General features: G+C 71.3%; 13 protein-coding genes. 7 read left to right on the top strand and 6 right to left on the bottom strand.

Annotated features, from left to right (window positions below; genetic code table 11):
• The first annotated feature begins 28 nt into the window (after positions 1 to 28).
• A complete protein-coding gene (locus M2283_RS00270; RefSeq protein WP_280873839.1) occupies positions 29 to 664 on the top strand; it encodes a poly-gamma-glutamate hydrolase family protein in 636 nt (211 codons plus the stop codon).
• On the opposite strand, the gene M2283_RS00265 is transcribed toward M2283_RS00270, so the two are convergent.
• Positions 648 to 1,805, bottom strand: coding sequence for a Gfo/Idh/MocA family protein (locus M2283_RS00265; protein ID WP_280873838.1), 1,158 nt, complete (start codon positions 1,803 to 1,805; stop codon positions 648 to 650). The genes M2283_RS00270 and M2283_RS00265 overlap by 17 nt on opposite strands.
• 122 nt (positions 1,806 to 1,927) lie before the next feature.
• Here M2283_RS00265 and M2283_RS00260 point away from each other — a divergent pair, with 122 nt between their 5' ends.
• A complete protein-coding gene (locus tag M2283_RS00260) occupies positions 1,928 to 2,941 on the top strand; it encodes a LacI family DNA-binding transcriptional regulator (protein WP_280873837.1) in 1,014 nt (337 codons plus the stop codon).
• Here M2283_RS00260 and M2283_RS00255 read toward each other — a convergent pair.
• Positions 2,931 to 3,275 carry a cupin domain-containing protein gene (locus tag M2283_RS00255; RefSeq protein ID WP_280873836.1) on the bottom strand — a complete coding sequence of 115 codons (345 nt, stop codon included), beginning with the start codon at positions 3,273 to 3,275 and terminating at the stop codon, positions 2,931 to 2,933. The two genes, M2283_RS00260 and M2283_RS00255, sit on opposite strands and share 11 nt — an antisense overlap.
• Positions 3,276 to 3,406: 131 nt before the next feature.
• On the opposite strand from M2283_RS00255, the gene M2283_RS00250 reads away from it, so the two are divergent.
• On the top strand, positions 3,407 to 3,919 hold the full coding sequence (locus M2283_RS00250) for a hypothetical protein (protein WP_280873835.1): 513 nt from the start codon (positions 3,407 to 3,409) through the stop codon (positions 3,917 to 3,919).
• A gap of 97 nt (positions 3,920 to 4,016) precedes the next feature.
• Here M2283_RS00250 and M2283_RS00245 read toward each other — a convergent pair whose 3' ends face one another.
• From M2283_RS00245 to M2283_RS00235, 3 genes are all read right to left on the bottom strand, one after another.
• Entirely contained in the window at positions 4,017 to 5,492 is a 1,476-nt protein-coding gene (locus M2283_RS00245) for an MFS transporter (protein ID WP_280873834.1), read from the bottom strand.
• Between the two features lie 126 nt (positions 5,493 to 5,618).
• Positions 5,619 to 6,842 carry a sensor histidine kinase gene (locus tag M2283_RS00240; protein ID WP_280873833.1) on the bottom strand — a complete coding sequence of 408 codons (1,224 nt, stop codon included), beginning with the start codon at positions 6,840 to 6,842 and terminating at the stop codon, positions 5,619 to 5,621.
• A 407-nt stretch (positions 6,843 to 7,249) separates the two neighbouring features.
• Positions 7,250 to 8,287, bottom strand: coding sequence for a zinc-dependent alcohol dehydrogenase (locus M2283_RS00235; RefSeq protein ID WP_280873832.1), 1,038 nt, complete (start codon positions 8,285 to 8,287; stop codon positions 7,250 to 7,252).
• A 311-nt stretch (positions 8,288 to 8,598) separates the two neighbouring features.
• Here M2283_RS00235 and M2283_RS00230 point away from each other — a divergent pair, with 311 nt between their 5' ends.
• A complete protein-coding gene (locus M2283_RS00230) occupies positions 8,599 to 9,108 on the top strand; it encodes a MarR family winged helix-turn-helix transcriptional regulator (protein ID WP_280873831.1) in 510 nt (169 codons plus the stop codon).
• Between the two features lie 57 nt (positions 9,109 to 9,165).
• Here the strand turns inward: M2283_RS00230 and M2283_RS00225 are convergent, their stop codons facing one another.
• Complete coding sequence (locus tag M2283_RS00225; protein WP_280873830.1) at positions 9,166 to 10,938, bottom strand: tannase/feruloyl esterase family alpha/beta hydrolase; 1,773 nt, start codon at positions 10,936 to 10,938, stop codon at positions 9,166 to 9,168.
• Between the two features lie 160 nt (positions 10,939 to 11,098).
• On the opposite strand from M2283_RS00225, the gene M2283_RS00220 reads away from it, so the two are divergent.
• From M2283_RS00220 to M2283_RS00210, 3 genes are read left to right on the top strand one after another with little or no spacing between them, the layout of a single operon-like run.
• Positions 11,099 to 11,749, top strand: a complete 651-nt coding sequence (locus tag M2283_RS00220; protein ID WP_280873829.1) for a GntR family transcriptional regulator — start codon at positions 11,099 to 11,101, stop codon at positions 11,747 to 11,749.
• A gap of 57 nt (positions 11,750 to 11,806) precedes the next feature.
• On the top strand, positions 11,807 to 12,556 hold the full coding sequence (locus tag M2283_RS00215) for a PIG-L deacetylase family protein (RefSeq protein ID WP_280873828.1): 750 nt from the start codon (positions 11,807 to 11,809) through the stop codon (positions 12,554 to 12,556).
• Positions 12,557 to 12,558: 2 nt separating this feature from the next.
• Positions 12,559 to 13,263 carry a 4-carboxy-4-hydroxy-2-oxoadipate aldolase/oxaloacetate decarboxylase gene (locus tag M2283_RS00210; protein ID WP_280873827.1) on the top strand — a complete coding sequence of 235 codons (705 nt, stop codon included), beginning with the start codon at positions 12,559 to 12,561 and terminating at the stop codon, positions 13,261 to 13,263.
• Position 13,264 lies beyond the last annotated feature (1 nt).

Below are 13,264 nucleotides of genomic sequence, written 5' to 3'. Positions count from 1 at the left end.
GGGACGGGTTGAGGGGACGGGAGTGACCATGAGGACCGAACAGGTCGAGATCGAAGGCGTCAGGCTGCTCGCCACGCTCACTGTGGGCGGCGAACTCGGACTGCTCGCGCTGCACGGCAGCAACGAAGGCGGTACGGCGGAACTCGCAGGGTCCGTGGCGGGACGCTGCGACGCCACCAGTCTGGTCTTCACACAGCCCGGCGTCCGGCAGCCGGTGCACATCCCGTCCCCGCGCATGGCGGTGGAACACTGCGCGCTCCTGCGGGACTTCCTGGCCCATGTCGAGCTGGTGGTCTCCCTGCACGGCCACATGCGACCCGCGGCGCCGCGATCCATCTTCCTCGGCGGCGGGAATCGGCCCGCGGCGCGGCTTCTCGCCGATGGATTCGGCGCCCTGCGGCCGGAGTTCGAGGCGGTCACCGACCTCGACGAGATCCCCGTGGCCCTGCGCGGCCAGCACGCCAGGAACCCGGTGAACCTGGCCCGCAGGGGAGGCGTTCAGGTGGAACTCCCGCTCGCGGCCAGGACCCGGCGGCGGGGGTGGGTCCCGGGCGTCCCGGACGCTCCGCCGCCGTCCGTCGCCGACGCGCTGGCCAAGGGCGTGGAGTTGCTGGCGACCCTGCCCGGATCCGGACCTAAGTCCGGCCCTACGCCTGGACGTTGACCCAGGACCCGCTCTCCGCCGACCGCACCATCGCGTCCACCACGGCGGCGCTGTGCACCGCGTCCGGCAGCGTGGCCCCGTACGCGCCGCCCTCCGCGATGGAGCGCAGGAAGCGGTGGGCCTCGATCACCTTGAGGTCGTCGTAGCCCATGGCGTTGGCCGCGCCCGGCTGGAAGGCGGCGAACTCGCCGTCGCCCGGGCCGACGTAGACCGTGCTGACGGGCTGGTCCTGGTAGTCGGTGCCGCGGCTGACGCCCAGCTCGTTCATCCGGCGGAAGTCCCAGGACACCGCGCCCTCGGTGCCGTGCACCTCGAAGCCGTAGTTGTTCTGCTCGCCGACCGAGACCCGGCAGGCCTCCAGGACACCGCGGGCGCCGGAGGCGAAGCGCAGCAGGCAGCTGACGTAGTCCTCGTTCTCGACCGGGCCGAGCTCGCCGCCCGTGGCCCGGGTGTGGCCGGCGGTGGCGCCGGTGGGGCGGGCCCGCTCCGGGATGAAGACGGCCGTGTCGGCGATCAGGGAGGCGATGTCGCCGAGCAGGTACCGGGCCAGGTCGGCGCCGTGCGAGGCCAGGTCGCCCAGGACCCCGCTGCCGCCGCGCTCACGCTCGTAGCGCCAGGTCAGGGCGCCGTCGGGGTGGGCCGCGTAGTCGCTGAAGAGCCGGATGCGGACGTGGGTGACCGTGCCGATCGCGCCGGAGGAGATGAGCTCGCGGGCGGCCTCGACGGCGGGCGCGTTGCGGTAGTTGAAGCCGACCGCACCCTGGACGCCGGCCTTGGCGACCGCGTCGGCCACCGCCCCGGCGTCCGCCGGGGTCAGGCCCACCGGCTTCTCGATCCAGATGTGCTTGCCGGCCTCGGCCATCGCCACACCGATCTCGCGGTGCAGGAAGTTCGGGGCGGTGATGCTGACCGCCTGGACCCTCGGATCCCGCGCGACCTCGCGCCAGTCGCGGGCCGTCGAGGCGAACCCGAACTGCGCGGCGGCCTCCTCGGCCCGGCCGGGCACCTCCTCGGCGACCGTCACCAGCTCCGGACGCAGGGGCAGCCGCGGATAGTGGTGCAGGACGCGGGCGTACGCCTGGGTGTGCACCCGGCCCATCCAGCCGAACCCGACGACGGCGACACCGAGCGAATCCACCATGACAGCCCCTCTTTGGACCGGTCCACAATCTGTCCAGCCCACCCTGAAGCCCCTGCTCCGTCACTGTCAACCCTCGCCGGACCCTTTGACAAGCCGCGACGGCTCATGGAACGGTCCAGAACATGAGACCGCCGACGATCCGCGACGTGGCCGAGCGGGCCGGCGTGTCCAAGTCGCTGGTCTCGCTCGTGCTGCGCGGCTCCGATCAGGTGCGCCCCGAGAGGCGGGAGGCCGTGCTGCGGGCGGTACGGGAACTCGGTTACCGGCCCAACGCCGCCGCGCGCAGCCTCAGCGAACAGCGCACCCGCACGGTCGGCGTGCTCCTCAACGACCTGCGCAACCCGTGGTTCGTCGACCTCCTCGACGGCCTCAACTCCCTGCTGCGCGACAACGGCCTGCACATGCTGCTCGCCGACGCCCGCCTGAATCGCCGCACGGGCGACGACCTCGCCGGCCCCTTCCTGGACCTGGGCGTGGACGGCCTCGTGGTGGTCGGCACCCTCCCGGATCCGGCCGTGCTCGGCACGATCGCCGAGCGGATGCCGGTCGTGGTGGCGGGCGCCCGGGAGCCGGTGCTGCCGGGCGTGGACGTCTGCGCGGGCGACGACGAGAGAGGCGCGCGCCTGGTCACCGAGCACCTCATCGGGCTCGGCCACCGCCGGATCGCGCACATCGCCGGGTACGGCGCCGTCGGCGAGCTGCGGCGGCGCAGCTTCGAGGCGACGATGCGGGCGCACGGCCTCGCGGACGGGGCCCGGGTCGAGGCCGGCGACATGACCGAGGAGGGTGGCTACCGCGCCGCCGTCCGGCTGCTCGGCCGCCAGGACCGGCCCACCGCGCTGCTCGCCGTCAACGACATCGCCTCCGTCGGCGCCCTCTCGGCGGCCGAGGAACTGGGGCTGCGGGTCCCCCGGGACGTGTCCGTGACGGGCTACGACAACACGAGCATCGCGCGGCTGCGCCACGTATGGCTGACCACCGTCGACACGGCTCCGCACGAGGTCGGCCGCCGCGCCGCCCGCTGCCTCCTGGACCGCTTCGAGACGCCCGGGGGAGCGGGCCGGGTCCACCTGGCCGCGCCGACCCTCAAGATCAGGGGCACCACCGCAGCACCCCCGACCACCCTCACAGATTGATCGCGTACGCCTTCCGCAGCGTCTCGTGCACCGTCCACGTCGTACGGTCGCCCGCGTGCAGCACCGCCAGGTCCCCGGGCCCGACCCGCAGCGTTGCCCCGCCCTCGACCTCGATCGTCGCCGACCCGCTGATCACCACGAACAGCTCGTCCGCCTCGGTGTCCGTGACGACCCCCGGCGTGATCTGCCAGACGCCCCGGATCTGCCGCCCGTCCGCCGACTCCCAGACCACCTTGCTGGTCACCTCGGGCGTTCCGGAGACGATCTGCGCGGGGTCGAGGGGCTCGGGTTCGAGCTCGGTGTCGGGGATGTGGAGTACGAAGCTGTCGGTCATACCCGGACCCTAGCGAGCTCGTCCGCCGACCGGGCGTGGACGGTGTGTGCGGTATCGGCCCAGGTGGGAGGAGACTTCGTCGGGCGGGCCCGGACTGGCGGGGCGGCCCGGGCCGGGTGATCGTCGATGGCATGACGGACTCCACGGCGGTCGTCCCCGCGCCGCGCCGGCACGACACGCGCGAGGCGATCCTCTTCGGCGGTGTCTACGGCTCCGTACTGGCCTGCTCGATGGTCGCGGCACTCACCCAGTACGGCCACACCTCCCAGGACAGCCGCCTCTACGACGCCGCCTGGCTGCTGGTGACCGCGGCAGCCTCCGCCCTCGCGCACGGTTACGCCCACTACATCGCCGAGCGCGGCCCGCACCGCCGCTGGGACGCCCTGCGCGTCCTCGGCGACGAGTGGCCCCTGGTCACGGCGGTGCTGCCGACGGTGCTGGTGCTCGCCGGGGCCGGCTGGGGCTGGTGGCCGGCGGACGACGTGGAGTACGCGGCGTTCGCCCTGAACATCGTGCTGCTGTTCACGCTGGGTCTGGTGACGGCCCGCTGGTCGCACCGCTCCTGGCCGGTCGCCGTGGCCATCGGGGCGGTGGACGCGCTGCTGGGCGTGGTCGTGGTGGTGGCCAACGCGGTCATCAAGTAGCCCGTGCCCGGGATGAGTTGTCCGGATACGGCGGACGGCCGCCGCCCGCCGGAGCGGGACGACGGCCGTCTGTACGGCGGTTGTGGTCGAGCGGGTGTCAGGCCTTCGCCGTGACGGCCTCGGGCCGGTCGTCCGACTCGGTCGCCGCCGGGGCCGGTGCCTGTCGGCGCGGGATGAAGGAGGCGACGAGGAAGGCGAGCAGCGCGGCTCCGGCGCCGATGGCCATGACGACCTTGAAGCCGCTCTCCGACGGGAGGGCGTGACCGCCGAAGTCGGTGGTCATCTGGGCCAGGATGACGCCGGCCAGCGCGCTGGCGAAGCTGGTGCCCAAGGAGCGCATCAGGGTGTTGAGGCTGTTGGCGGCGCCGGTCTGGGACGGGTCGACCGCGCCCATGATCAGGGCGGGCAGGGCGCCGTAGGTGAAGCCGACTCCGGCGCCGATGATGCAGGAGACCAGGACGAGGTGCCAGACCTCGCTCATCAAGGCGATGTTGAGGGCGTAGCCCGAGGCGACGATCAGCGCGCCGATCATGAGGGTGACCTTGGGGCCCTTGGCCTTGGTGACCCGCGCGGACACGGCGGACATGGCCATCATGACCAGGCCCTGCGGCGCGAGCACCAGACCGACGGTCAGCATCGACTTGCCCAGGCCGTAGCCGGTCTGCTCGGGCAGCTGCAACAGCTGGGGCAGGACCAGGGACATCGCGAACATCGAGAAACCGAGGGCGATCGAGGCCAGGTTGGTGAACAGCACCTGCGGCTTGGCGGTCGTCCGCAGGTCGACCAGCGGCTGCTTGGATCGCAGCTCCCACCAGCCCCAGGCCAGCAGGATCAGTACGGCGGCGGCGCCCAGGCCGAGGGTGGTGCCGGAGGTCCAGCCCCAGTCGCCGCCCTTGGAGACGGCGAGCAGCAGGGAGAGCAGACCGGCGGACAGTCCGAGCGAACCGACCAGGTCGAAGCGGCCACCGGTACGCACCCTGGACTCGGGCACGATCAGCAGCACCATCACGAAGGCGACGGCACCCAGCACGGCCGAGGCCCAGAACAGGAGGTGCCAGTCCCACTTGTCGGCGATGAACGCCGCCGTGGGCAGCCCCAGCGCACCGCCCACACCCAGTGAGGCACTCATCAGTGCGGTGGACCCCGCCAGCCGGTCCGCGGGCAGCGCGTCCCGCATGATGCTGATGCCCAGCGGCACCACGGCGGCCGACAGACCCTGCAGAGCGCGACCGATGATCATCGGAACGAGCGAGTCGGCGAAAGCGCAGACCACGGAGCCGGACACCAGCAGCACGATGCTGACCAGCAGCATGCGCCGCTTGCCGATCATGTCGCCGAGCCGGCCGACGACCGGCGTGGCCACCGCCGCTGCCAGCAGGGTGGCGGTGACCGCCCAGGCGGTGTTGGACGCGGAGGCGTGCAGCAGGGTGGGCAGCTCCGGGACGATCGGGATGACCAGGGTCTGCATCAGCGAGACGACGATTCCGGCCAGGGCCAGGACCGCCACCACGGCGTTCGGCTTCGGCGGGGCGGCGGTCCCCGCGTCAGCGGGTCGGGTCAGGGCGTCGGACATGGCTGGGCCTCCGGCAAGGGGTCATTGCTTGACTTACGCAAGCATAAACAGAATTGATTGACTTAAGCAAGTGGGTGTTTTGTGGGGCGGCTCCCCGGGCGGCCGGGGCTACATGGAGAGGGGGGCTCAGTCGGCTGAGGTTCGCTCCAACTGGTGGGCGCCAAGGGGAAGTTCGACGATGACCTCGAAGCCGCCGGTGGGTCGTGGGCCCACTCGGATGTGTCCGCCGACGGAACGGGCCCTCTCGTGCATGCCTATGACGCCGTAGCCGCCTGGGGGAGAGCCGGTGCCCGACCTCGCCCCGCCGCCGTTGGCGACCGTCACCGTCAGCCGGTCCCGCGTGTAGACGAGCCGCACCTCGGCCGAGTGGACGCCGGCGTGCTTGGTGACGTTGGTGAGGGCCTCCTGCACGATGCGGTACGCCGTGAGGTCGGCGCCGGTGGAGAGGGGACCGGGTTCGCCTTCGGTGCTGACGGTGACCGCGAGCCCGGCGTTCTCGAACGAGGCTGCCAGCTCCGGGAGTTGGGCCAGCCCCGGGGTGGGCTCAGGGGGCCTGTCCGCGTTGCCCGTGAGCTTGTCGGTGTCGCCCTCGCGGCGCAACAGGCCGACGGTGGACTTGAGTTCGCGTAGCGCCGAGGCGGTCGTCCCGGTCAGATCGGAGGCGATCCGCACGGCCTCGTCCGGCCGTCCCGGCAACTGCCGGGCGACGGCGCCTGCTTGGAGGTTGGCCAGCACCAGGTGGTGGGCGACGACGTCGTGGAGATCGCGGGCGATGCGCATCCGTTCCTCCGTGACCCGGTGCCGTGCCTCCTCCTCCCGGGTGCGCTCGGCGTGTTCGGCGCGGGCCCGCTCCGCATCCAGATAGGCCGCTCGCAGCCGGGTCACCGTGCCCAGGGAGGTCGGCAACAGCAGCCACGCGGCCGGCCCGAGCAGCCTCAGCACCAGCGGCTCGCCGGCCGGGCCGACGAGTACGCCCGTGCCCACCAGCAGCGCGATCCCGGTGACGGTGAACGTGTTGGCGGTCCTGCGGTCGGTGCCGACGGCCAGCGAGTACAGGGCCACCATCAGCGGCGCGAGGAGCAGCACCGTGAGGAGGTAACCGAGCGCGGCCGCGGCCATCGCGCACCCGAGGGTCAGGACGACGGTGGCGCGGGGCCGGTAGCGGCGCCAGAGCAGACCGACACAGGAGACGCCGGCCAACAGCACGCCGGGCCACCACGCCACCCCGAGGTCACGCCCCGGCAGCGTGATCAGGCTGCCGGGGAACGAACAGGCGAAGAGGGCGACGGCGACGACCGCGTCGACGGTACGGGGGCGGCGGGACGGGGGAGGCTGCAGGTTGTCGGTCATGGAGGTGGGGTTCCTGTGCGAGACACCGAGGGTCCTGGGGGTCGGGGGGGCTGAGGAGCGGTGTGGGGGTGGGTGACGTGGACGTCGACACAGGCGTCGGTGGGACCGGCGTACGACCGTCCGCGCCGCTCGCGGATGCCGCTGCCGCGATCTGACGTAGCGCCGACACCGCTGACCTCGGCCTGCGGAGGCACGGCCTCACGGCGCCACTCCGCCTCACTCGCCCCACGAGACGAGACCGTTGCGCCGTCGGGCCACTGCAGGCGTCCGATCCGCGCAGGCCGTCAAGAATCCTCGCGTCCGCGCTGTGGAACCCACCGGACCGGCACATGCGCGTGCCCCCCATGCCGTACGGCGACGGCGCCCCTCCAGGCGAACGGAAGACACCCGCCCCCCCCGGCGGAGCCCTAGGCGTCGAACGTGACGACGACCTTCTCCGCCGCCCCCGGCGTCAACGCGAGTTCGAAGGCGTGCTCGGCCTCCGTGAAGGGGATGCGGTGGCTGATCAGCTGGGCGAAACGCTCGTGGTGCTCGACGAGTTCGGGGGTGACCTCGAAGATCTCGGTCGGATAGCCCTGCGAGGCGATCAGGGTCAACTCGCTGCGGAGCATGCCGCCGAGATCGATGTCCGCGCCCTTCTTCTGTACGGCGACCATGACCAGCTTGGCGCCCCACTTGGCGGAGTCGATCGTGGTGTTGACGACGGCCGCGACACCGGCGGCGTCGATGTAGATGTCCGTGCCGGCCCGGGGCTGTCCGAGCGCGTTGGCCGCCTGGCCGTGCAGCTCCGTCAGCCGGGCGGTGACATCTTCCTCGGCGGAGTTGATGACGGCGTCCGCGCCGACGGCCAGCGCGGTCTCCAGTCGCTCGGGGATCACGTCGGCGACGACCACGTGCTCCACCCCGCGCAGCTTCAGCCAGATCGTCGCACCCAGCCCGATGGGCCCGGCGCCGAAGACCACGACCTTGTCGGCCGGCTTCGCCTCGGAGCGGTTGACGCAGTGCCGGGCGACCGCCATCGGCTCGTTGAGCGCGGCGACGTCGAAGGGCACGGTGTCGGGGAAGAGGGTCACCGTCCTGCCGATCTCGGCGTCCTCCAGGAGCAGGTACTCGCTCAGCGCGCCGTGCTCGCCGCCGCACCCGATGATGCCGGAGGGCACGCCCTGCGGATTGACCACCACCCGGTCGCCGACCTTCAGGTCCGTCACCTCGGCGCCCACCTCCACGATCTCGCCGGCCGGCTCGTGGCCCAGCGGGATGGAGCGCATCGAACCGTCGGCTCCGGCGGGCATGCCACCGATGTGCAGGAAGAAGGTGTCGGTGCCGCAGATGCCGCAGGCGCGCACCTTCATCAGGACGTCCTTCGGGCCCGGCACGGGACGCTCGACGTCCACCACGGCGATGTGGTTCCGGTCGCCGGTCTTGACGGACTTCATGGTGGCCATGGGGAGACTCGCTTTCTGGAGGCACTGATAACGGGACGCACCGAAAAGAGGTGTCGCCGGGCCCGGCGCCGGACGGGGGGAGTGTTCCGGTCGCCGGGCCCGTCGACTGCGCCGTTCCCCGTCCCCACGGGTTCGGCGCACTGGAGCCGCATCCGCTAGATGCGGCCCCGGCCTGGGTGGATGAGGGTGGGCGGGTCAGATGGGCTGGCTTGCTTGACTTAGGCAAGCATAGTTGGATTACTTAAGTCAAGCAACCATTCACTCGTCCTGGATATTGCTTAAGTTAGGCAAGTGGATCTAGTCTGGCCCGTATGCCCGCACCCCGATCCGCCCCGGCACCCGTCTCCGCGACCGTGGTCGAGATCGAGCAAGTCCTCAGCCGGATCACGTACTTGGCCGGCCGGGCCCGGCAGCACGAGCGTCTGATGACGGTGGCGGGGCTGGATCTCGACCGGGCCGCGGTGACGATCCTGCGGAACATCGCCGAGAGTGAGCCGCTGCGGCCCGGGGTGCTGGCGGTGCGGCTGTCCGTCGAGGCGTCCCATGTCACCCGCCAGTTACGGCAGCTGGAGCGGGGCGGCTATGTGGTCCGTGTCGTCGATCCCGACGACCGCCGGGCCCAGCGCGTCCAGCTCACCGACCTCGGTCTCGCCGCCGTCCAGCGGATCCGGGAGGCCAGCAGGCGGGGCATGGCACTGGCCCTGGCCGGCTGGTCCGACGAGGACCTGGAACAACTCGCCACGCTCTTCCACCGGTTGACCGACGATTTCGTCGCCCACGCGGAGGACCCGCTGCCGAAGGTCGTCCCTACCGCCCGCTGACCCGGAGGCCGTACGACGAAGGGCCCGGCGGCCCTGACATACCGCCGGGCCCGCCCGTCAGCTCTTCGACCTGCGCCGCGTGCAGCTCATGTCGCGGCCGTTCGTGCTCTCGCACCACAACTGGGTGCCGGACTTGAACGGCGCGCCCGCCCAACGGAAGGCGTCGTCAGCCGTCTTGCCCTTCGGGGTGTACGCCACGTAGTTGGCGGCGTTGTCCTTGTCGCCGGTGCCGGCGTACTTCACCTGCTGGGGGTAGGGATACACCGGCCGCGTGTAGGCGGCGGAACCGTCGCTGTCGAGCTTCGCCGCCGTGACCGCGCCCGGGGCCTTGTCGGACTCCGTCCAGTCCATCAACGGGGACAGGAAGTCGACGCTGGTCGCCCCGTAGCCGCCGGAGCAGTGGAACATGCCGGGGACGGTGTAGAAGCGGTAGAACCGGTCGGCCGTCGCGCTGCCGACCGTGTCGAGCACCGCCTGGCGGTAGGCGATCGAGCCGGTGGGCGGGATGTAACCGTCGGCGAGGCCGTGCCACATGATCAGCTTGCCGCCCGACTTGTAGAACGGGGTCAGGTCGGGGTCGGTGGCGTCGTAGATGCCGGCGAACTCCTTCATGGTCTTCTCGAAGCTTCGCTTGGTGAACAGGTCGGCGGTCAGCTCCAGTTGAGGCTTCGCCGTCCAGGTGCCCAGCCAGCGCAGGAAGCCCGAGCCGATCCGGTACATGAAGAGGTCCTGTTGCGTCTGACCGTCCTTGGGGATGACCAGCCCCGCCCACTGCGGCTCGGAGCCCTTGGCCTCGCCGCCGCTGTAGAGGTGGGTGCCGTCCGGGGCCGTCACGCCCCGGTAGATCTTCTGTACGACGGTGACCTGCTCGCCGGTCAGGCAGTTCGCGGCGTCCTCGTCGTCCGGGCACCGGAGCGCGGCCGGGTCGAAGTCGCAGGCGTCCGGGTCCTGGATGGTGCCGTTGCCGATCCCCTCGTCCGCGCACTTGGCGATGACCGCCGCGTGCAGCATGTCGAGCTTGGCGGCGGGGAGGATCACCGAGCCGTCGGCGCGGAAGTCGACGGTGCCGAGGTAGGCCTCCTCGAACCCGTTGAGGGCCGTCTGGTTGAAGGCGGGCGCGCCGGCCTGGATCCCGTCGAAGTCGTCGGGGTGGCGCTGCGCCTCCAACAGGGCCTCGCGGCCGCCGTCGGAGCAGCCCGAGTAGTAGGAGTAGGCGGGCCGGGCGCCGTAGAAGGACTTGACGATCGCCTTGGAGGCGACGGCGACGACGTGCTCGGAGCGGTAGCCGAAGTCCACCTTGAGCTGCGGGTCGGTGGCCCAGACGTCGGCGCCGCCGGTGCCGGTGTGCCCCTCGTCGTCCTGGCCGACGACGAAGGTGCCGTCGGTGAGCGGGGCGCAGCCCGCGGTGGCGGCGGGGGAGGTGGTCACGTTGACGTTGCCGCAGTAGCCGCCGCAGCCGAGTTGGAGGTAGCGCCCGCGGTAGGTCTGCGTCGGCAGCCGCAGCTCGAAGTGGATCTGCGGGGCGACGACTCCGGTGACCTTGCAGTACTCGTACTTGTTGGTGGCGCTCTTGGCGACGACGGTGGCCGCGGTGATGCTCGTGGCGGCGCCGTCGAGCCTGCTGAAGTCCTGGGCCGCCAACTGGGCGCAGGTCAGCGTGGGTTGGGTGACGGGCAGGTCCCGGCCCGCGGTGGTCGTCACGGTGGTGGGGCCGGCGGAGCTGGTGGGGGCCACCAGGACCGCCGTGACGGTGAGCGCGGCCGCGGCGACCGCGGCCAGGAGGGCGGCTCTGGCACGGGACGGGCGGTACGACAGGCGTGGTCGCCTCATGCGGGTTCCTTTCCGGAGGGAGGCGGAAGGATCTGACTGGCGGCGCCGCCCAGGGAACGTAGCGCTCCTGTCTTCGTGCGGGCAATACGGCAGACAAAATTGTTGACAATCTTGTTTGGCTAGATTTAGGTTCGACAAGCACTCACTCAGGGAGGGCACGATGCTCAAAGAAGCCCGTCCGAGCACCGGGGAGCAGGCCAAGCAGCATGCGCTCGCGCAGCTGCGGCAGGCGATCCTGCACGGCGAGATGGCACCGGCACAGCGACTGGTGGAGAACGAGCTCGCCGAGCAGTTCGGTGTGACCCGGGCCAGCATTCGTGCGGCACTCATCGACCTGGAGTCCCAGGGACTGGTCGAGCGGATCCGCAACCGGGGTTCGCGGGTGCGGGTGGTGACCGTGGAGGAAGCGGTCGCCATCACCGAGTGCCGCATGGTCCTCGAAGGACTGTGCGCGGCCAAGGCCGCCACTCTGGCCAGCGACGAGCAGCTCGCCGAACTCACGGTGCTGGGCACGGCGATGACCAAGGCCGTGGCCGACGGTGAGCCGGTGACCTACTCCGAGCTCAACCAGGAGCTGCACGCCAAGGTCCGGGAGTACTCGGGCCAGGCGACGGCCGTGGACCTGCTGGAGCGGCTCAACGCCCAACTGGTGCGTCACCGCTTCCAGTTGGCGTTGCGCCCGGGGCGTCCGCAGCACTCCCTGAACGAGCATCTGGCGATGATCGAGACGATCAGGTCCAGGGATCCGCAGGCGGCCGAGGCGGCCGTCCGCGCCCATCTCATCAGCGTGATCGAGGCGTTGCGCGACTGATCCGCGCCGAGGAACGCACGGGGCGGGCGCCCACCTGTCCACAAGGAGACTGCAGCAATGACCCAGGCCAACGCGCCCGCCACCCCACGGTCCACGCTCGTCGTCACGGCGCACGCCGGGGATTTCGTGTGGCGGGCGGGCGGCGCCATAGCCCTGGCCGCCGCCCGCGGGGAGAAGGTCACCGTCGCGTGTCTGACCTTCGGTGAGCGCGGTGAGTCCGCCAAGGCGTGGCGGGAGGGCAGGCAGTTGGCGGAGATCAAGGCGCTCCGCCGGGAGGAGGCCGAGCGCGCCGCCGCCGCCCTGGGCGCCGAGGTCCGCTTCTTCGACGCCGGCGACTACCCGCTGGTCGCCACCGCCGAGTTGACCGACCAACTCGTCGCCGTCTACCGCGAGACCCAGCCGGACGTGGTGCTCACGCACCCGACCGAGGATCCGTACAACGGCGACCATCCGGCCGCCAACCGGATGGCGTTGGAGGCCCGCATCCTCGCGCAGGCCATCGGCTACCCGGGCGAGGGCGACATCATCGGCGCCCCGCCGGTCTTCTTCTTCGAGCCGCACCAGCCGGAGATGAGCGGCTTCAAGCCGGAGGTCCTGCTCGACATCACCGAGGTGTGGGACACCAAGCGCAAGGCGATGGAGTGCCTCGGCGCCCAGCAGCACCTGTGGGCCTACTACACCGACCTCGCCGTCCGCCGCGGTGTCCAGCTCAAGCGCAACGCCGGCCCGAACCTGGGGCTCGCACACACCACCATGGCCGAGGCGTACATGCGGCCGTTCCCGCAGATCGCGAAGGAGTTGGCATAGCCATGGGCGGTGTGATCGTCACCAACCCGCCGAAGGCGGACGCCAAGGACGTCGACGCGCTGGCCGGCTTCGGCGTGGCCACCATCAGCGAGGCGATGGGCCGCACCGGTCTGCTGGGACCGTCAATTCGCCCTGTCCAGCAGGGAGTTCGGGTCGCGGGCACCGCGGTCACCGTGCTCGGCTGGCCCGGCGACAACCTCATGATCCATGCCGCCGTGGAGCAGTGCGGCGAGGGCGACATCCTGGTCGTCACCACCATCTCCCCTTGCACGGACGGCCTGTTCGGCGAGCTGTTCGCCACCGCGCTGCAACACCGCGGGGTGCGCGGCGTCGTCCTCAACACGGGCATCCGCGACACCCAGGAACTGCGCGACATGGGCTTCCCCGGCTGGTCCCGCGCCGTCTCCTCCCAGGGCACCGTCAAGGCCACCGGCGGCTCGGTCAACGTGCCGATCGCCATCGACGGCCAGGTCGTCCGCCCCGGTGACGTGATCGTCGCCGACGACGACGGCGTGGTGGTCGTACCGCGCGAGACGGCCCGCGAGAGCGCCGAGAAGTCGGAGGCCCGCGAGGCCAAGGAGGCCGCCACCCGCGCCGCCTTCCTGGAAGGCCAACTCGGCCTGGACCGCTACGGGTTGAGGGAGACGCTGCAGCGGCTCGGCGTCGAGTACAAGACCTATGAGGAGTACGCGGGGGAGCGGCCGTGAC

The organism is Streptomyces pseudovenezuelae, from assembly GCF_029892565.1.
Lineage (GTDB): Bacteria > Actinomycetota > Actinomycetes > Streptomycetales > Streptomycetaceae > Streptomyces > Streptomyces pseudovenezuelae_A.
Note: the sequence above shows the minus strand (reverse complement) of the source record. Positions and strands in the feature narration are given on the sequence as shown.

What these genes read in the sequence shown, in the direction of transcription:
- M2283_RS00270 (WP_280873839.1), top strand. Translation starts at nt 29, where the DNA reads ATGAGGACCGAACAGGTCGAGATCGAAGGCGTCAGGCTGCTCGCCACG.
- M2283_RS00265 (WP_280873838.1), bottom strand. Translation starts at nt 1,805, where the DNA reads ATGGTGGATTCGCTCGGTGTCGCCGTCGTCGGGTTCGGCTGGATGGGC.
- M2283_RS00260 (WP_280873837.1), top strand. Translation starts at nt 1,928, where the DNA reads ATGAGACCGCCGACGATCCGCGACGTGGCCGAGCGGGCCGGCGTGTCC.
- M2283_RS00255 (WP_280873836.1), bottom strand. Translation starts at nt 3,275, where the DNA reads ATGACCGACAGCTTCGTACTCCACATCCCCGACACCGAGCTCGAACCC.
- M2283_RS00250 (WP_280873835.1), top strand. Translation starts at nt 3,407, where the DNA reads ATGACGGACTCCACGGCGGTCGTCCCCGCGCCGCGCCGGCACGACACG.
- M2283_RS00245 (WP_280873834.1), bottom strand. Translation starts at nt 5,492, where the DNA reads ATGTCCGACGCCCTGACCCGACCCGCTGACGCGGGGACCGCCGCCCCG.
- M2283_RS00240 (WP_280873833.1), bottom strand. Translation starts at nt 6,842, where the DNA reads ATGACCGACAACCTGCAGCCTCCCCCGTCCCGCCGCCCCCGTACCGTC.
- M2283_RS00235 (WP_280873832.1), bottom strand. Translation starts at nt 8,287, where the DNA reads ATGGCCACCATGAAGTCCGTCAAGACCGGCGACCGGAACCACATCGCC.
- M2283_RS00230 (WP_280873831.1), top strand. Translation starts at nt 8,599, where the DNA reads ATGCCCGCACCCCGATCCGCCCCGGCACCCGTCTCCGCGACCGTGGTC.
- M2283_RS00225 (WP_280873830.1), bottom strand. Translation starts at nt 10,938, where the DNA reads ATGAGGCGACCACGCCTGTCGTACCGCCCGTCCCGTGCCAGAGCCGCC.
- M2283_RS00220 (WP_280873829.1), top strand. Translation starts at nt 11,099, where the DNA reads ATGCTCAAAGAAGCCCGTCCGAGCACCGGGGAGCAGGCCAAGCAGCAT.
- M2283_RS00215 (WP_280873828.1), top strand. Translation starts at nt 11,807, where the DNA reads ATGACCCAGGCCAACGCGCCCGCCACCCCACGGTCCACGCTCGTCGTC.
- M2283_RS00210 (WP_280873827.1), top strand. Translation starts at nt 12,559, where the DNA reads ATGGGCGGTGTGATCGTCACCAACCCGCCGAAGGCGGACGCCAAGGAC.